The organism is Pseudotabrizicola sp. (assembly GCF_030656345.1).
Lineage (GTDB): Bacteria > Pseudomonadota > Alphaproteobacteria > Rhodobacterales > Rhodobacteraceae > Pseudotabrizicola.
This window is the reverse complement of sequence record NZ_JAUSNR010000015.1, coordinates 343,367-360,421: the sequence shown is the minus strand read 5'-3', so window position 1 is coordinate 360,421 and position 17,055 is coordinate 343,367. Positions and strand designations below refer to the sequence as shown.

Below are 17,055 nucleotides of genomic sequence, written 5' to 3'. Positions count from 1 at the left end.
TCAGCGCCGCAGGATCATCTCTCCCCCCGTGATTTCCACGCTGTAGCGGCCCAGATAGGCCATGCCCAGCAATGAGGTATCCAGATCGCCCTCGTTCACCACCGCGCTGATCCGGTCATCGCGGTACGGGCCAAGGCTGACGTCAGACAGCGTCACGCGCGCGGTGCGCACAATGCCGTTGGCCGTGCGGGCCTGACCGATGAAGGCGAGCGAAGACGGGTCCAGCCCCAGACGCTGGGCATCGGACAGGCTGAGCACCATGTCACTGGCTCCGGTATCGACCATGAAGGGCACTTGCGTGCTGCCGATGGTAAGGGTCAGGTAATAATGGCCATCGGGCGCGCGGGGCAGGCGGATCTCGCCGCCCTCGATCACCGCCTGCCGGGGCAGGATGTCGGTGCGAAGATCCTGCCACAGCCCGTACCCCGCCATCAGCCCGATCACGATCAGCCCCCAGGCGGCGGCGGTGCGCAGGGCCTGACCCATGCGGCCCCGGAATTCCACAATGATATAGCCGCCAACCGCCGCCAGCAGAAGGCCCAGATAGGCCAGTCGTGCGATCATGTCGCCGTCCATGCGGGCTCCTCTTACTGAAGGGTAAGATAGTGATGCGCCGCCGGAGCTGCAATCGCTGGCGGGTCAGATCAGGCCGGTTTGCCGGATGCCGTCGATCACAAATTGCACAGACAAAGCGGCCAGCAGCATGCCCAGCAACCGGGTGATGACGATGGTGCCGGTGCGGCCCAGCATCCGCTCCAGCGGCGGCGAGGCCAGCAGGAACAGGAAGGTCACAAAGATCATCCCCCAGGTCAGGCCCAGCACGGCGAAGGTGGCAGCCCAGTCGCCGCCGCCTTCACCGATCAGCAGGATGATCGAGGCAATCGCCCCCGGCCCGGCAATCAGCGGGGTGGCGAGGGGGAACACAGACGGGTCGTGGTCCGCGTCCACCGTCTGGCCCTCGCGCCGATGGGTGCGGCGTTCAAACAGCATGTCCAGCGCGGTCAGGAACAGCAGGATGCCGCCCGCAATGCGGAAGGCCGACATTGAAATGCCGATGAAGCCAAGGATAGCCTCACCCGCCAGCCCGAACATGGTCAGCAATGCGGTCGCGATCAGGCAGGCGCGCTGCGCCATGGCGCGGCGCTGTGGCGCGTCCATCCCGCGGGTCAGCGCGATGAACAGCGGCACCAGACCCGGCGGGTCGATCACCACGAACAGCGTGGCAAAGGCGGTGATGAGGAAGGCGGTTTCCATAGACACAGGCTAGCGACCTGCGAAGCACTTGCAAAGCGGCGCGCCGATTTTTCGTAGAAAATCGTGGAGGTCAGACGATGCGCGGGCCAAGCGTCGCGGGGTCGATGCCGGGGGTGGACCAGAAGTCGGTGGCAAACGCCGGCAGATCGGCCAGCACCCGGTCCAGATCGGCGCGGGCCACGCATTTGCGCAGCGCAATGGAGGTGGCGGCGACACAGGTGTCCGGCGTCAGGTTGTGGTGCGGGCGCAGCGCCTGTGCCTGTGCCGTCCAGTCGGCGCGGGTGCCGGGGGGCAGGGGCGGGGCGATGTGCCAATGCGCCACAAAGATCGCCCGCAGAACCGAAGGCAGGATCTGCGCGAAATCCAGCGCCTGTTGCACGGTCAGCCGGGCGCGGAACGCGTGCAGCACGCCTTCGACCGCCGTGTAGGCCATATTATCGCTGATCAGGCCCATGTCTTCGCGCGCATCGGCCAGAAAGGCCTGCCATTCCCGCGTTGCGTGCCGATAGGTCCATGGCATCGGCATGGGTTAAAGTTCGCCTATGATCCGAACCGCCTGCCGCCCATGCCGAGACCTGCACCCGGGTCTGCACTTGGCAGCGCGCGCCGGGGGCAGAGTGGCGGCAAGTCGGCGCGGCATCCGGTCAGGCCGCGCTTTCCAGCTTTTCCTGCGCCGTCAGCCACAGCGCCTCGGCCTTGTCCAGCGCGTTCATCACCTCGGCGTATTTCTTGTTCCAGGTTTCCAGCTCGCCGATGCGGGCGGCCTCATACAGCTCGGGGTCGGCCAGCTTTTTCGCCAGCCGGTCGCGCATCTCGTTCAGCTTGGCCAGCCGCTCTTCGCATTTGCGCACCTCGGCGCGCAGAACCAGCACCTCATCCCGGCTGGCTTTCTTGATCTTTTCAACCACCTTTGCAGCAGGCTTCTCCACCTCATCCCCGGCCAGAAGCATGCGGCGATAGGCTTCCAGATCTTCGGTATAGGGCGTGACCGCCCCGCCCTTGACCAGCCACAGCCGGTCGGCCACGAGCGACAACAGGTGCATGTCGTGGCTGACAAGGATCACAGCACCCGAATATTCGGTCAGCGCTTCGACCAGCGCTTCACGCGATTCGATGTCGAGGTGGTTTGTCGGCTCGTCCAGGATCAGCAGATGCGGCGCGTCCAGCGTGGCCAGCAGCAGCGACAGCCGCGCCTTTTGCCCGCCCGACAGGCGACCCACCACGGTTTCGGCCTGATCGGCCATCAGGCCAAAGCCCGCAAGCCGCGCACGCAGGCGCGGCTGGCCCTCGGCCGGGCGCTGGCGTTGCAGGTGTTGCAGCGGCGTCTCATCGATGTACAGCTCATCGACCTGATGCTGCGCGAAATAGCCGATGCGCAGCTTGGTCGAGCGGGTGATCTTGCCCGCCATCGCGTCGAGCTTGCCCGCGAGCAGTTTCGACAGCGTCGATTTGCCCTCACCGTTGCGGCCCAGAAGCGCGATGCGGTCATCCTGATCAATGCGCAGGGACAGGTTTTTCAGGACCGCCGGGCCGCCATAGCCCACCGCAGCGCCTTCCATATTGATGATGGGGGGCGACAGCTCTTCTGGTGCGGGGAAGGTGAAGACCACCTTTTTCGCATCTTCAGGGGCTGTGATGGTTTCCATCTTCTCCAGCATCTTCACGCGCGACTGCGCTTGCACAGCTTTGGAGGCTTTGGCCTTGAAGCGGTCGACGAAGGATTGCAGATGGGCGCGGCGGGCTTCCTGCTTTTTCGCCTCGGCCTGCAGCACGGCGCGACGTTCGGCCACTTGCCGAGCGAACTGGTCATAGGGGCCGGACCAATATGTCAGCTTTTTCTGATCCAGATGCAGGATGCCGGTGACGGCGCGGTTCAGCAGGCCCCGGTCGTGGCTGATGATCAGCACAGTATGGGGGTATTTGGTCAGGTAGGACTCCAGCCACAACGCGCCTTCAAGGTCGAGGTAGTTGGTCGGCTCGTCCAGCAACAGGTAATCGGGCTGGGCGAACAGCACCCCCGCCAGCGCCACCCGCATCCGCCACCCGCCCGAGAAATCCGAACAGGGGCGCTTTTGCGCCTCGGCATCGAAACCCAGTCCCTTGAGGATGCTGGCGGCGCGGCCTTCGGCAGACCATGCATCGATGTCGGACAGCCGGGCCTGAATTTCGGCGATGCGGTTGGGGTCTTTCGCCGTTTCAGCTTCGGCCAGCAGCGCGGTGCGTTCTTCATCGGCCTGCAGCACCGTGTCGATCAGCGAGGTTGACGAAGACGGCACCTCTTGCGCCACCCCCCCGATGCGGGCGCGGTTGGGCAGGCTGATGGTGCCGCCCTCCAGCGCCAGCTCGCCCCGGATCAGACGGAACAGCGTGGTCTTGCCCGCGCCGTTGCGCCCGACAAGGCCGACTTTGTGGCCGGTGGGAATGGTGGCCGACGCCCCTTCAAACAGGGGGCGACCTTCGACATTATAGGTGATATCTTCAATGCGTAACATGCGCCGTGGAGTGCCCTAGCGCGAGGGAGAGGTCAAGCGCTGGCGATGGGGTTGCCGCAGGTTTGCGTGCATCGTGTCGGTGGCGATGCGTCAGAGCGTGATGCGGCGCTTGTGCCAGGCGTACCAGGTGAGGGCGGCCATGGCGGCGGCAGCGGCGGCGGCGATGGCGGCCACCAGCAGATTGGTGCCGGCATTGCTGACAATGATGCCGATCAGCGCCCAGACCACGGTTGCGCCATAGACAGGCATCGCGGGCCGCAGCCATTGCACCATGCCGGCGACCGCCACCACGATCGCGATCATCACGATCGCGCTTTCGCTGTTGCCCAGCACCCCATAGCCCGCCAGAGCCACGCCCACCGACACCGCCGAGGCCGCTGACAGCCAGCCCGCATAGATCGCCAGCGGGGCGGACAGCATCCACGGGTCGTAAAACTCATCCGCCTGCAGAAACGCCACCATCGCGGTGGCCAGCATGAACAGGATGCCGACAGTGGCCAGCAGCGGAAAGGCGTTGGCGATGGCCAGCCAGACCGTGCCGATCAGGAGCGACACCAGCAGCGGCAGGCGCACCTCATCCCAGTCGGCGCTGTGGGCGCGTTTCCAGAAGCCGTAGATGGCATGCGCAATCAGCCAGAGATAAATCACCGACCAGATCGAGAACGCATAACCCGCCGGTTGCACGGCCGGATCGGCGATCTGCACCGGAAAATCTGTGGGGTCATAGCCGGTGAAGGGCGGCGTGACAAAGGGCGCGATGGCAAAAGCAAGCGTGGCGAGGATCAGAAGAATGGCGCGAAGGGTCATGGCTGGCCTTGTTGTGATGTCATCAGGCAAACGCGCCCTTGCGGTGTTGGTTTCATGCCAATTGCCCTTTGGCGGTGATTTTCGTGCGCCCGCCGAGGTAAGGGTGCAGCACCGCTGGCAGATCGACCGAGCCGTCGGCCTGTTGCCCGTTTTCAAGCACCGCGATCAGGCAGCGGCCCACGGCGAGGCCAGAGCCGTTGAGCGTGGCCACAAAATCGGGTTTCCCCCCCCCGCTTTCAGTTTTGGGGGCACGGTAGCGCGCGTTCATCCGGCGGCCCTGAAACTGGCCGCAGGTGGAGACAGAGGAAATCTCGCGATAGGTGTTCTGGCCGGGCAGCCACGCCTCCAGGTCAAAGGTGCGTTGCGCGCCGAACCCCATGTCGCCGGTGCAGAGCACCACCGTGCGGTAGGGGATGTTCAGTTTTTCCAGAATGGCTTCTGCACAACGGCGCATCCGGTCCTGTTCGGCCAGATGGGTGTCTGGCGTGCAGATGGTGACCATCTCCACCTTTTCAAACTGGTGCTGGCGCAGCATGCCAGAGGTGTCCTTGCCCGCCGACCCGGCCTCGGAGCGGAAGCATTGGGTATGGGCGGTCATGCGGATCGGCAGCGCGCTTTCGTCCAGAATATCCCCGGCGACCGTGTTGGTCAGCGTGACCTCGGACGTGGGGATCAGCCAGAAGCCTTCCTTTGTCGGGGCGCGTTCTAGGATGTCGTCCACCACATCCTCAAGCGGCGCGCCGGACGCAATCTTCTGGATATCCTGTTCGGTTTTGTAGCCAAGCGCGGTTCTGAGCCGGTCTGCTCGTCCCAGATACCAATCGCCGATAAACGAGTCTTCGGCGAATTTCGGCAGCTGGTTGGTACCGTACATCGCATCGTCCCTGACCAGGACCGGCGTCCACATCTCTTGCAGCTGGTGATCTTCTGTGTGGGTGTCCAGCATGAACTGCGCCAACGCCCGGTGCAGGCGGGCCATTGCACCGCGCAAAACTACAAAACGCGTGCCAGAGAGTTTGGCGGCCGTTGCGAAATCAAGGCCGGGCTTTGCCCCCGCAATCTCGAAGTGTTCCTTCGGCGTGAAGTCAAAGGCGCGCGGAGTGCCCCAGCGGTGCACCTCGACGTTGTCCGCCTCATCCGTGCCATCCGGCACTTCGTCCAGCGGCAGGTTGGGGATGCCCATCAGCAGGTCGCGCAGGGCGACGTCCTGTTCTCCGGCCTCGGCGGTCAGCCGGGCAATGTCGGCCTTGGTCTGCGCCACCAGCGCGCGCAGGCGCTCAAATTCGGCATCATCGCCACGGGCCTTGGCCGCGCCCACTTCTTTGCTGGCGCGGTTCTGTTCGGCCTGCGCGGTTTCCGCCGCCACGATCTTGGCACGGCGATCCGCATCCAGCGCCAGAATCTCCGACGACATCGCGGACAATCCCCGGCGGGCCAGTGCGGCGTCGAAGGCTGCGGGATTTTCGCGGATGGCTTTGATGTCGTGCATGATGGCCTCTTGCTGTGTCTGCGCCGCTTATGCCCCAATTGGGCACGCGGAAAAAGGGGGTGCGAAAAGCTGCGCCAAGGCCCTACCAATCTGCGCCCGCCCCGCATATATGGCAGGCCAAGGGTCGCAGACGGGCCCGTCTTGCAGCCGCACGCCCCCGCAGATAGGGTGCGCGGCAATGAAATCCGGGGCTTTTCCCCGCCGACAGTGATGAGGATGCCGATGTTTGCAACCCCCGCCTTCGCTCAGGCCGCCGGTGGCGGCGCTGCCGCTTTCACCAGCTTTGTGCCGCTGATCCTGATTTTCGGGATCATGTATTTCCTGCTGATCCGGCCGCAGCAGAAAAAACTCAAAGAGCACAAGGCGCTGGTCGAAGCGCTGCGCCGGGGTGATCAGGTGCTGACGCAAGGCGGCATCGTGGGCAAGGTAACCCATGTGAACGAGGACGGCACGATCGTGGTCGAAATCGCCGATAACGTGAAGGTCAAGATCGTCAAGGCGACGATCGTCTCGGTCATGAACAAGACCGAACCAGCCGCCGCCTGAAGGGGACGCCAGCGATGAACGCCATGCCGCTGTGGAAGCGTGTGATAATCCTTGTCATTTGTGCATGGGGGATCGTCGCGGCTGCACCCAACCTGAACTACAGCAATATCGAGCGTCACAATGACGCGCGGGCCGCGGTGGAAGCCGCAGGCGGCATCGCCACCCCGGAACAACAGGCCGATTTGGACCTGTGGCCGGACTGGCTGCCGTCCTCGCTTGTCAACCTCGGGCTTGATCTGCGCGGTGGCGCGCATCTCCTGGCCGAGGTCAGGGTCGAGGATGTGTACAAATCGCGGATGGATGCGCTGTGGCCCGAGGTGCGTGACCGTTTGCGCGACCAGCGCGTGGCGGTCGGCAATGTGCGCCGCCTGCCCAGCCCGGACGGCACCCTGCGGGTGGCAATCTCTGAACCCGCCGGCATGCCTGCCGCACTGCAGGCCGTGCGCGCGCTGGCCACCCCGGTGGTCAGCCTGACCGGCGTCGGCCAGAACGACATCGACGTCAGCGCCGAAGGGCTGGAGATTGTGATCCAGCTGTCACAGGCCGAGCGCAGCGCCACCGACGACCGCACCATCCAGCAAAGCCTTGAGATCGTGCGCCGCCGGGTGGATGAGGTTGGCACGCGCGAACCCACGATCCAGCGGCAGGGCGCGGACCGCATCCTGATTCAGGTGCCCGGCATCGGGTCAGCCGCCGAGCTGAAATCGCTGATCGGCACCACCGCGAAACTGACCTTCAACCCGGTGATCGGGCGCACCTCTGAGGCCGGGGCCAGCCCCGGCCCGCGCAACCTGCTGTTGCCGTCGATGAACGAGCCCGGCACCTACTACATCATCGAGGAATCCCCGGTGGTAACGGGCGAAGAGCTGGTCGATGCCCAGCCCGCCTTTGACCAGAACAACCGCCCCGCCGTGAACTTCCGCTTCAACCCGCAGGGCGCGCGCAAGTTCGGCGATTATACGGCGGCCAATATCGGCGCGCCCTTCGCCATCGTACTCGATGACGAGGTGATCTCTGCCCCGGTGATCCAGAGCCATATTGCCGGTGGGTCGGGCATCATCACCGGGTCTTTCTCGGTCGAGGAAAGCACCGAACTGGCGATCTTGCTGCGCGCCGGGGCCTTGCCGGCCGAGCTGACGTTTCTGGAAGAACGCACCATCGGCCCCGAACTGGGACAGGACAGCATCGATGCCGGCCAGACCGCGGCGCTGATCGCGATGGGGGCGGTCGTGTTCTTCATGATCGCCTGTTACGGGCTGTTCGGCACCTTTGCCACCGTGGCGCTTGGCATCAACGTGGCGCTGCTGTTCGGCGCGCTGTCCACCATCGGTGGCACGCTGACGCTGCCCGGCATTGCCGGCATCGTGCTGACCATCGGCATGGCGGTGGACGCCAATGTGCTGGTGTTCGAGCGGATTCGTGAGGAGTTGCGCAATGCCAAGAACCCGGCACGTGCAATCCAGCTTGGTTATGAAAAGGCGATGTCAGCAATCATCGACGCCAACATCACCACCTTCATCACCGCAACCGTGCTGTTTGCCGTAGGCTCCGGTCCGGTACGCGGCTTTGCCATCACGCTTGGCATCGGCATCATCACCTCGGTCTTCACCGCGTTGTTCGTGACGCGGGTGCTGGTCGAAATCTGGATCGGCTGGCGCCGGCCCAAGTCCATCATCGTGTAAGGGAGAAGATCATGGCTTTTCGTCTGCGGCTTGCGCCCGAACACACCAATATCAACTTCTTTGCCTATCAGCGCGTGACGCTGGCCATCTCCGCCGTGATGATGGTGGTGGCACTGACGTTGTGGGCGGTGATGGGACTGAACTTCGGCATCGATTTTCAGGGCGGCACCACGATCCGCACCGAAAGCAACCAGCCGGTCGATGTCGCCGCTTACCGCGCGGCGATGGCGGGGCTGGAGCAGGGCGATGCTGCGATCACCGAGGTGTTCGACCCGACCTTTGCCGCCGACCAGTTCGTGGCCCAGGTCCGCATCGCCGCACAGGACGGGTCCGAGGCGGTGACGCCCGAAACCATCCTGGCCGTTGAAGCCGCGCTGCAGACGGTGGACCCGTCGATCACCTTTCCATCGGTGGAATCGGTGGGGCCCAAGGTCTCGGGTGAGCTGATCCTCAGCGCCATTCTGGCGGTGATCGGCGCGTCGGGGGCGATTCTGGTCTACATCTGGCTGCGCTTCGAATGGCAATATGCGGTGGGCGCGGTGGCGGCCCTGGTGCATGACATCATCATCACCATCGGGGTGTTCGCGCTGTTCCAGATCAAGTTCGATCTGGCCATCGTGGCGGCCCTGCTGACCATCCTCGGCTATTCGATCAACGACACCGTGGTGATCTTTGACCGGTTGCGGGAAAACCTGATCAAGTACAAAACCATGCCCCTGCGCGAGGTGATGAACCTGTCGGCCAATGAAACCCTGTCGCGCACCTTGATGACCACCGGCACCACGCTGGTGGCGCTGATCGCGATGCTGATCTTTGGCGGCGATGTGATCCGCGGTTTTGTGTTCGCCATCACGTTTGGCATCGTCATCGGCACCTATTCCTCGGTCTATGTCGCCAAAAATCTGGTGCTGATGATCGGGCTGGACCGGACCGACAAGCCGAAGAAGAACGGCACCCCCGACGAATACGCCAATATCGACGCGTGATCCGATGCGCCTGACAGAGATCAGCTATGGCACGGCAAAAGCCATCGACGGCTACGGCCCGGGATTCTTCCGTGTGGATGGCCATGTGCTGCGCGGGGCCTGCCTGATCACGCCGTGGGATGCCGGGCTGTGGGGCGGGTTTGACGACACCGAAACGCCCTTGTCACTGGCCGGGCGCATCGACGTGCTGTTCGTCGGCACCGGCGCCGAAATCGCGCATCCGCCCGCCGGTTTCCGCACCCTGCTGGAGGCATCGGGCATCGGGGTTGAGGTGATGAACTCCCCCGCCGCCTGCCGCACTTATAACGTGCTGCTGTCCGAAGGCCGCCGCATCGCCGCCGCCCTGTTGCCGGTTCACAGCGTCAAGGGCTGAGGCCCCGGCCGTTCATCTTGACAAAAATACTCCCGCGCGGCGCGCTCCGACGCCAGCCACCCGCCTATTCGGCGGCAATCGTGATCACCGGCTCCATCTCTGCAAATTGCGCTTCCGACAGATGGCACTTGATCTGATGCCCGCCCGCCAGCACCTGTACGGGGGGCAGCACCGTGTCGCACAGATTGCCGGGCACTTGCGATTTCCAGCGGCAGCGGGTCTGGAACGGGCAGCCGGGGGGTGGGTTCATGGCCGATGGAATATCGCCCTCCAGCACGATCCGGCGCTTTTTCACGCGGGTGTCGGCGATGGGCACAGCTGAGAGCAGCGCCTCGGTATAGGGGTGATATGGCGGGGCGAAAACCTGATCGGTGGTGCCGAGTTCCACCACATGGCCAAGGTACATCACCATAACCCGGTCTGACAGATAGCGCACGATCGACAGATCGTGGCTGATGAACAACAACGTGGTGTGGTTCTCGCGCTGAATATCCATCAACAGGTCGGTCACTGCCGCCTGCACCGACACATCCAAAGCGCTGACGGGTTCATCCGCCACCACCACCTTGGCCCCGCCGGCAAAGGCCCGCGCAATGCCGACGCGTTGTTTCTGCCCGCCCGACAGTTGGCGCGGCATCCGGTCGGCAAAGGCGCGCGGCAGTTTCACCATGTCGAGCAGCGTCAGCATCCGGTCGACCCGGTCGGCGTCAGAGGTGCCCTTCTGGAAAATCTCCAGCGCGCGGATGATCTGGCGGCCCACGGTCATGCTGGGGTTCAGCGTGTCGAACGGGTTCTGGAACACCATCTGCAGCTTTGACACCGTATCGGTGTTGCGCGCCTGAATCGGTGTGTCCTGCACGTTTTCGTCAAACAGCATGATGCTGCCAGAGGTCGCAGTCTCCAACCCCATCAGCACCTTGGCAAAGGTGGATTTGCCGCAGCCCGATTCGCCAACGATGGCGAGGGTTTCATTCTCATGCGCCTCAAAGCTGAGGGATTCGTTGGCTTTCACCACCTTTTCCGCACCGCCGCCAAAGGCTCCGGCCGACACCGCGTAATATTTCTTCAGGTCCTCCATCTTCAGCACCAGCCGCCCGCGCGGCAGCTTCTCGGTCACCTTGCCGACCTTTGGCGGCGCGTCCCAGTCGATCTCGCGCCAGCGCAGGCAGCGGGTGGCGTGGCGGTCATGGCCCGGCACCGGGTCCATCGGCACCTCTTGCGCGTTGCACAGACCGTCGCGGAAATAGTCGCAGCGCGGGCCGAAGTTGCAGCCCGGGGGGCGTTCATGCGGCAGCGGGAAATTGCCCGGAATGGCGATCAGCGGGCTGGAATTCTTGTCCGCCCCCGGCAGCGGGATCGAGCGGAACAGCGCCTGCGTATAGGGGTGGCGCATCTTGTCGAACACTTCGATCACATTGCCGGTCTCTACCGCCTCACCGGAATACATCACGCACAGCCGGTCGCAGACATCAAGGATCAGGCCAAGGTTGTGGCTGATGAACAGCATCGAGGTGCCGTATTTCGTGCCCAGATCCTTGACCAGATCGACGATTCCCGCCTCGACCGTCACATCCAGCGCGGTGGTGGGTTCGTCCAGGATCAGCAGCGCCGGCTTGGCCATCAGCGCCATGGCGATGACGATGCGCTGCTGCTGACCGCCCGACAGCTGGTGCGGATAGGCGCGCAAGATGCGGTCGGGGTCGGGCAGGCGGACATCGGCGATGATCTGGCGGGCGAGGTGCAAGGCGTCGGCCCGGTTCATGCCCTGATGAATCATCGGCACCTCGGCCAGCTGATCGCCCACCCGCATCGCGGGGTTCAGGCTGGCCATCGGTTCCTGATAGATCATCGCAATTTCCGAGCCACGGATGTGGCGCAACTCTTCCTCGGTCATATGGGTCAGATCGCGGCCCTTGAACTTGATGGAGCCTGAAACGATGCGGCCGTTCTTGCCAAGATCGCGCATGACGGCAAGCGCCACGGTGGATTTGCCACAACCGGATTCGCCCACCAGCCCCATCGATTCGCCCGGCATAACGGTGCAGGAAAAATCCATCACCGCAGGGATTTCGCGCAGACGGGTGAAGAAGGAAATCGAGAGGTTCTCGATTTCGAGGATGGGTTTGGACGGGTCCCAGTCGGTCATCGGTTGTTCCTTTGTCGAACTGCGGGACCGGGGGCCAACCCCCGGACCCCCGGGATATTTATGAACAGATAATGATCAGTCGCGCATGGATTCTTCGCGCAACCCGTCGGCGAGGAGGTTGAGGCCGAGGACGAGGCTCATCAGGGCCAGTGCGGGGACGACGGCGGGGTGGGGGTAGATCGACAGCAGGCGGCGGCCATCGTCGATGGTGCTGCCCCAGTCGGGGGATTCAGGCGAGACGCCAAGGCCGAAAAAGCCCAGCGTGCCCAGAAGGATGGTGGTGTAGCCGATCCGCAGGCAGAAATCGACGATCAGCGGCCCGCGCGCATTGGGCAGGATCTCCCACAGCATGATGTACCAGGCACCTTCGCCCCGGGTCTGGCCCGCGGCGACGTAATCGCGCGATTTGAGGTCCATCACGATGCCGCGCACGATGCGGAACACGGTCGGGGCGTTGACGAAAACCACCGAGACGAAGACGTTCAGCAGGTTCGGGTCCATCGACCAGATGCCGGTGGGGTCCATGTTGAAGGCCAGCCCGGAATAGGCCCAGAGGCCGATGGCAAGCGCCACACCGACATAGAGGTTACGGCGCGCAGGCGTGGTGAAATAGCGGCTGTTCAGCAGCACCGAGACGAAGATCACCGGGAACAGGAACAGCACGGCGGCCAGCGCAATCGGCACGCCGGTCGAGCGGATTTCCGGCGTGACCAGCAGGTAGAACAGTAAGATCACCGGGAAAGCGAGGACCAGATTGGCGATGAAGCTGAGGCCGGTATCGAGCCTGCCGCCGAAATATCCGGCGGGCAGGCCAAGGGTGATGCCAACCATGAAGGCGATGACGGTGGCCGCGGGCGCGATGGTCAGCACCCGGCGCGCGCCCATCACCATGCGGGAGAACACATCGCGCGCCAGATGATCGCCGCCCAGCAGGTACCACTGGTCGGTATCGGGCAGCGGCGTGCCGGGCAGGGCGTTCTTGAGCCCCGAGAGCTGGCCGATCGGGTTGAAGGTGATGATCATGTCGGCGAAAATCGCCGTGAACACCCAGAACATCACGATGATGAAACCGGCGATCCCGACGTTTGAATCAAACAGCTTGCCATAGAGGCCAAGGCGGCGGCGGAACTGCAGCGACATCGCCACGGTTGCGGCCAGCGCGGCCCAGACCGGCCAGAACTGCACGGCCATTTTGACGAAGATCATCGGCCAGGAGAGGGGTTCCATACGCGTTATTCCTCAGCTCAGCCGGATGCGGGGATTCAGGAAGACATAGCCGACGTCAGAGATCAGCTGGGTGACCAGCACGACAAACACCGCCACCACCGAACAGGCCAGCAAGAGCTGGATGTCGTTGTTGCCGGCAGCTTGCACCAGTGTCCAGCCGAAGCCTTTGTAGTTGAACAGCGTCTCCACGATGACGACGCCGTTCAGCAGCCATGGAAACTGCAGCATGATCACCGTGAAGGGCGCGATCAACGCGTTGCGCAGCGCGTGTTTCAGGATCACCTGATGGAAGGCCACGCCTTTCAGCCGCGCGGTGCGGATGTATTGCTGGGTCATCACCTCGGTCATGCTCGCCCGCGTCATCCGGGCGATGTAGCCGATGCCGTACAGGGCGATGGTCATCACCGGCAGGGCGAAGTTCCAGAAGGTGATCTTGTCGATGGCCGATGTGGCGGTGCCCAGAAACAGCGTGCGCCCGCTGATCCAGCCCCATTCGGCCAGGATCGGCGAGATGCCGGTGGTGGCCGAGGCGAAGATCACCACCAGAATGACGCCGGACACATATTCCGGCGTGGCGGTGGTGGCGATGGCAAAGGTGGACAGCACCCGGTCGGTCCGGCTGCCCTCGCGCATGCCTGACAAGACACCGATGATCAGCGACACCGGCACCATCACCAGCATCACCCAGAGCATCAGCCAGCCGGTGGAGGCCAGCTTGTCGGAGATGGTTTTGCTCACCGGCTCGCGGAACACGGTCGAGGTGCCCCAGTCGCCCTGCAGGATGCCGCAAAAGCGCGGGGCCTCTTCGGCGGTGACAAAGCGGGTGATGCAGCGGCCGCGGGTGACGCCTGCGGCATCGGTGCGGGTCCAGCCCGGCACCACGCCCAGCCATTGGCCGTAGCGGGTGATCATCAACCCGCCGTGGCCGTTGTTCACGATCCACGAGTCCACCGCCTCATCCGACATGCGGACCGACCCTTCGGTGCGGGCCAGCTTTTCCAGATTGGGGGCAAGGTTGGTCAGGCAGAACACGATGAAACTGAGCGTCAGCGCAGTCAGAATCATCACGCCGACCCGGCGCAGCAGAAACGGCAGCATGGCTTTATCCTTCCTTGCGGGGGGCGGCGCAGGGCGGCGGCGAAAGGAGTGGCTTGAGCAGAAGGCGGACCGCGGCACTTGTGCCGCAGTCCCTTTGGTACGGATCAGGCGTCCAGCGACCACTTGTAATGGTGATGCTCGAACGACGGGTGCATGTCGATGTTCACCCCCGCGCGGGCATGGCGGTAGAGCGAGCGCCAGAACGGCTGGATGATATAGCCTTCGTCCTGCAGGATGGTCTGCAGCGTCACCATCACTTCACGCCGGGCATCGGCATCGGCCAGCGACAGGGCCTGCGTCATGGCGGCGTCGAACTCTGGCACGGCCATGCCGGTCTCGTTCCACGAGCCGGTAGAGGTATAGGCCAGCGCCATGTTCTGCACCGCCAGCGGGCGGTGGTTCCATGTGGTCGACGAAAACGGGTACTTCTGCCAGTCGTTCCAGAAGGTTGACCCCGGCATCACCGTGCGCTTGATATTGGCACCGGCGTCGCGCAGCTGTGCGGCCACCGCATCGGTCGAGGCGGCTTCCCAGCCATCATCGAGCGAGATCAGCTCGAATTCGGTGTCAGCCATGCCAGCGGCTTCCAGCGCCGGGCGCAGGCCGGCCGGATCGATGGTCTGTGCCGGAATTTCGGCATATTCCGGGTGGACCGGGCAGGCGTGGTGGTTTTCTGCCGTGGTGCCAAGGCCGTTGTAGCCCAGTTCCAGAATGACCGCCGGATCGACGGCTTTCTGGATCGCCTGACGTACCGACTTCTCCTTGTACAGATCGCCGTTTGCCGAGTTCATCCGCATCACAATGGTGGATGCGGTGACGGCTTCCAGCTTGTTCCAGCCCAGACCATCGAGCACGTCGATGAATTCGCCGGTGGATTCGTAGTTGCAGTCGATCTCGTCGGAACCGGCAAGCGCCACCATGGCGGCGGGGTCGGTGCCGAAGTCGATGTAGTGGATCTCATCAAGCGGCACGGTGCCGCCCCACCAGCTGTGGCCTTCATTGCGGGCCAGAATGGCGCGCTGGCCGACAGAGACTTCGCGCGGCAGGTAAGGGCCGGTGCCGATCGGATTGGCCGAGGGGTCAGAGCCATCGACATAGGACGAATGCACCACAGCCGCCGGATAGTCGGACAGGTTGGCAATCACGGCCACATCCGACATCGACATCACCAGCTGCACGGTCAGGTCATCGATCTTGACCACCGCACCGTCGCGCAGCGCTTTTGTGGTGTCATCGACCAGCCCGAGGAAGCGCGAGGCCATGGCATTGCCCTCGACCGATGCATCGGTCCACCGCTCGAACATGCGCACCACGTCATCGGCGGTAAACGCCTCGCCATTGTTCCAGGTGACACCGGGGCGGACGTTCAGCGTGTATTGGGTGGCGTCTTCGTTCGCCTCCCAGCTTTCCAGCAGGCGGCCTTCAAAGGTGCCATCGGGGTTGTATTGCACCAGATATTCCAGCCAGCCGCGATAGATGTTGGCGATATGCGGCCAGTCGGCGGTGCGCGGGTCTTTCTGGGCCTTTACCTCCATCCCGACACGCAGGGTGCCGCCGGTGGCAGCGGCCTGCGCCTGTGCCGGGGCATCAAGCCCCAGCAGGGCATAGGCAGCCGGGGCGGTGAGGCCCAGCGCGGTGGCGCGGCTCAGGAATTCACGGCGGCTGAGCTTGCCTGCGCGCACGTCGCTGGCAAGCATGGTCGCGGCCGGATGCAGCATCTCGGTCTTGATCGTCATCATATGTCTCCCTGATGGCGGGGCCATCTTGTTGGTTTTATAGGGTAGCGCCGGACTAAGCCCCGGTGGGGCAGTGACCAGTCTGTTGTTGCCCGGCACAGGCACAACTGCGCCGGGACATTGGCCCCATTGCGCAATACTTTGCGTCAGGCGTCAACGCCCGAAGTCGCCTCTTTGTGCCGTAAATACGACATGATGTCGACCGCCGACGCGAAATTAATCGCATCGGCCTGCCAAATTCGCTTCGGGATTCAGAGCTTTGGCCTCAGACCTCACGCCGGAAGGCGGTGGGTGAACGCCCGGTCAGGTGCTGGAACGACCGGGTGAAATACGCCGGAGAGGTAAAGCCAAGCGCCTCGCCGATCCGTGCCACGGGCATCCGGGTTTCGGCCAGCATGCGGCGCGCTTCAAAAATGCGGCGGTCCTGCAACACCTCAATGGCAGATCTGCCGCAGGCGATGCGGCAACAGCGGGTCAGATGGGTAGGGGTGACGCCAAGGGCGGCGGCAAAGTCACCCACCCCGGCCCCGGTGCGGAAATCACGCTCCATCAGCGTGGTATAGCGCGCCACCAGACGGCGGGCGGCATCGGGTTTGGGGGTTTCGGGCGCGGCCTTGACCGCCTGCCGTTCCAGCCAGACGCCCAAGAGGCCCAGATAATGCCGGGTGGCCCGGTCATGGGCGGGGATATCGCTGTCCATCTCGCGTTGCAGCGAATCAAGGATGACGTTGATTTCCTGCTGGGCATGTACCTCGCGGATGCGCAGATGCTGCGCCGTCTCGGGCAGGGTGACGCCACTGTCGCGGCCGAAAAACACAGCCGTGCCAAAGACCTGCGGCCCGACCTCAAAGCCGTGCATCACACCGGGCGGGATGAAGACGGCATTATGGGCGGTATAGCCACGGGTAACCCCGGCAATGGTGATGCGGCCCTGACCTTTGGTGAACCACAGCAGCATCGGCTCGGAAATGGCGCGCATCGCCTCCACCCGCCAGCGCCCACCGGATGCGAGGCGCGGAATCGCCGTAACACGCAGCTGCGACAGGGCCGTTTCTGCGCCCGGGGCGAAAAGGGCATGCGGGGCAGGGTGATCGTTCATGGCGTCCTGCTCATTTTTTTGACTGGGGACAGATAAACAGGGCATGGCACCCAACCCAAGCAGAATTATGACCTTGTCCACAGAACAAAGCCCCGCCTGTGGATAACTTGCCGCGCCCGG

General features: G+C 63.8%; 15 protein-coding genes. 4 read left to right on the top strand and 11 right to left on the bottom strand.

Annotated elements, in window-relative coordinates:
- The 6 genes from Q7J44_RS09630 to Q7J44_RS09605 all read right to left on the bottom strand — a co-directional run bounded on the left by Q7J44_RS09630 (nucleotide 1) and on the right by Q7J44_RS09605 (nucleotide 6,042).
- The gene (locus Q7J44_RS09630; protein ID WP_304879269.1) at nucleotides 1-576 is read right to left on the bottom strand and encodes a TIGR02281 family clan AA aspartic protease; all 576 of its coding nucleotides are present in this window, start codon (nucleotides 574-576) and stop codon (nucleotides 1-3) included.
- Nucleotides 577-639: 63 nt separating this feature from the next.
- A complete protein-coding gene (locus Q7J44_RS09625; RefSeq protein WP_304879267.1) occupies nucleotides 640-1,254 on the bottom strand; it encodes a MarC family protein in 615 nt (204 codons plus the stop codon).
- 70 nt (nucleotides 1,255-1,324) lie between these two features.
- Nucleotides 1,325-1,780, bottom strand: coding sequence for a DUF2267 domain-containing protein (locus Q7J44_RS09620; RefSeq protein ID WP_304879265.1), 456 nt, complete (start codon nucleotides 1,778-1,780; stop codon nucleotides 1,325-1,327).
- A gap of 118 nt (nucleotides 1,781-1,898) precedes the next feature.
- The gene (locus Q7J44_RS09615; RefSeq protein WP_304879264.1) at nucleotides 1,899-3,746 is read right to left on the bottom strand and encodes an ABC-F family ATP-binding cassette domain-containing protein; all 1,848 of its coding nucleotides are present in this window, start codon (nucleotides 3,744-3,746) and stop codon (nucleotides 1,899-1,901) included.
- 90 nt (nucleotides 3,747-3,836) lie between these two features.
- Nucleotides 3,837-4,553, bottom strand: a complete 717-nt coding sequence (locus Q7J44_RS09610; protein ID WP_304879263.1) for a tryptophan-rich sensory protein — start codon at nucleotides 4,551-4,553, stop codon at nucleotides 3,837-3,839.
- Nucleotides 4,554-4,605: 52 nt separating this feature from the next.
- Nucleotides 4,606-6,042, bottom strand: coding sequence for a serine--tRNA ligase (locus Q7J44_RS09605; RefSeq protein ID WP_304879261.1), 1,437 nt, complete (start codon nucleotides 6,040-6,042; stop codon nucleotides 4,606-4,608).
- 222 nt (nucleotides 6,043-6,264) lie between these two features.
- On the opposite strand from Q7J44_RS09605, the gene yajC reads away from it, so the two are divergent.
- Genes yajC through Q7J44_RS09585 form a run of 4 tightly spaced genes read left to right on the top strand, consistent with a single transcriptional unit; the run spans nucleotide 6,265 to nucleotide 9,629 of the window.
- Complete coding sequence (gene yajC / locus Q7J44_RS09600) at nucleotides 6,265-6,588, top strand: preprotein translocase subunit YajC (RefSeq protein WP_118155198.1); 324 nt, start codon at nucleotides 6,265-6,267, stop codon at nucleotides 6,586-6,588.
- 14 nt (nucleotides 6,589-6,602) lie between these two features.
- Nucleotides 6,603-8,270, top strand: a complete 1,668-nt coding sequence (gene secD, locus Q7J44_RS09595) for a protein translocase subunit SecD (protein ID WP_304879255.1) — start codon at nucleotides 6,603-6,605, stop codon at nucleotides 8,268-8,270.
- A gap of 11 nt (nucleotides 8,271-8,281) precedes the next feature.
- Nucleotides 8,282-9,256: a protein translocase subunit SecF gene (secF, locus tag Q7J44_RS09590; RefSeq protein ID WP_304879253.1), complete on the top strand. Its 975-nt coding sequence runs from the start codon at nucleotides 8,282-8,284 to the stop codon at nucleotides 9,254-9,256.
- Between the two features lie 4 nt (nucleotides 9,257-9,260).
- Nucleotides 9,261-9,629, top strand: a complete 369-nt coding sequence (locus Q7J44_RS09585) for an Mth938-like domain-containing protein (RefSeq protein ID WP_304879251.1) — start codon at nucleotides 9,261-9,263, stop codon at nucleotides 9,627-9,629.
- Between the two features lie 64 nt (nucleotides 9,630-9,693).
- On the opposite strand, the gene Q7J44_RS09580 is transcribed toward Q7J44_RS09585, so the two are convergent.
- From Q7J44_RS09580 to Q7J44_RS09560, 5 genes are all read right to left on the bottom strand, one after another.
- Nucleotides 9,694-11,775, bottom strand: coding sequence for an ABC transporter ATP-binding protein (locus Q7J44_RS09580; RefSeq protein WP_304879248.1), 2,082 nt, complete (start codon nucleotides 11,773-11,775; stop codon nucleotides 9,694-9,696).
- Between the two features lie 75 nt (nucleotides 11,776-11,850).
- Entirely contained in the window at nucleotides 11,851-13,002 is a 1,152-nt protein-coding gene (locus Q7J44_RS09575; protein ID WP_304879246.1) for an ABC transporter permease, read from the bottom strand.
- A gap of 12 nt (nucleotides 13,003-13,014) precedes the next feature.
- Nucleotides 13,015-14,100 (bottom strand): ABC transporter permease, encoded by a 1,086-nt coding sequence (locus tag Q7J44_RS09570; RefSeq protein WP_304879244.1) that lies wholly within the window; start codon nucleotides 14,098-14,100, stop codon nucleotides 13,015-13,017.
- A gap of 104 nt (nucleotides 14,101-14,204) precedes the next feature.
- A complete protein-coding gene (locus Q7J44_RS09565; RefSeq protein ID WP_304879242.1) occupies nucleotides 14,205-15,836 on the bottom strand; it encodes an ABC transporter substrate-binding protein in 1,632 nt (543 codons plus the stop codon).
- Nucleotides 15,837-16,101: 265 nt separating this feature from the next.
- Complete coding sequence (locus Q7J44_RS09560; RefSeq protein ID WP_304879240.1) at nucleotides 16,102-16,935, bottom strand: AraC family transcriptional regulator; 834 nt, start codon at nucleotides 16,933-16,935, stop codon at nucleotides 16,102-16,104.
- Nucleotides 16,936-17,055: the final 120 nt, after the last annotated feature.

What these genes read in the sequence shown, in the direction of transcription:
- secD (WP_304879255.1), top strand. Translation starts at nt 6,603, where the DNA reads ATGAACGCCATGCCGCTGTGGAAGCGTGTGATAATCCTTGTCATTTGT.
- Q7J44_RS09610 (WP_304879263.1), bottom strand. Translation starts at nt 4,553, where the DNA reads ATGACCCTTCGCGCCATTCTTCTGATCCTCGCCACGCTTGCTTTTGCC.
- Q7J44_RS09560 (WP_304879240.1), bottom strand. Translation starts at nt 16,935, where the DNA reads ATGAACGATCACCCTGCCCCGCATGCCCTTTTCGCCCCGGGCGCAGAA.
- Q7J44_RS09605 (WP_304879261.1), bottom strand. Translation starts at nt 6,042, where the DNA reads ATGCACGACATCAAAGCCATCCGCGAAAATCCCGCAGCCTTCGACGCC.
- Q7J44_RS09565 (WP_304879242.1), bottom strand. Translation starts at nt 15,836, where the DNA reads ATGACGATCAAGACCGAGATGCTGCATCCGGCCGCGACCATGCTTGCC.
- Q7J44_RS09585 (WP_304879251.1), top strand. Translation starts at nt 9,261, where the DNA reads ATGCGCCTGACAGAGATCAGCTATGGCACGGCAAAAGCCATCGACGGC.
- Q7J44_RS09615 (WP_304879264.1), bottom strand. Translation starts at nt 3,746, where the DNA reads ATGTTACGCATTGAAGATATCACCTATAATGTCGAAGGTCGCCCCCTG.
- Q7J44_RS09580 (WP_304879248.1), bottom strand. Translation starts at nt 11,775, where the DNA reads ATGACCGACTGGGACCCGTCCAAACCCATCCTCGAAATCGAGAACCTC.
- Q7J44_RS09575 (WP_304879246.1), bottom strand. Translation starts at nt 13,002, where the DNA reads ATGGAACCCCTCTCCTGGCCGATGATCTTCGTCAAAATGGCCGTGCAG.
- yajC (WP_118155198.1), top strand. Translation starts at nt 6,265, where the DNA reads ATGTTTGCAACCCCCGCCTTCGCTCAGGCCGCCGGTGGCGGCGCTGCC.
- Q7J44_RS09570 (WP_304879244.1), bottom strand. Translation starts at nt 14,100, where the DNA reads ATGCTGCCGTTTCTGCTGCGCCGGGTCGGCGTGATGATTCTGACTGCG.
- Q7J44_RS09625 (WP_304879267.1), bottom strand. Translation starts at nt 1,254, where the DNA reads ATGGAAACCGCCTTCCTCATCACCGCCTTTGCCACGCTGTTCGTGGTG.
- Q7J44_RS09620 (WP_304879265.1), bottom strand. Translation starts at nt 1,780, where the DNA reads ATGCCGATGCCATGGACCTATCGGCACGCAACGCGGGAATGGCAGGCC.
- Q7J44_RS09630 (WP_304879269.1), bottom strand. Translation starts at nt 576, where the DNA reads ATGGACGGCGACATGATCGCACGACTGGCCTATCTGGGCCTTCTGCTG.
- secF (WP_304879253.1), top strand. Translation starts at nt 8,282, where the DNA reads ATGGCTTTTCGTCTGCGGCTTGCGCCCGAACACACCAATATCAACTTC.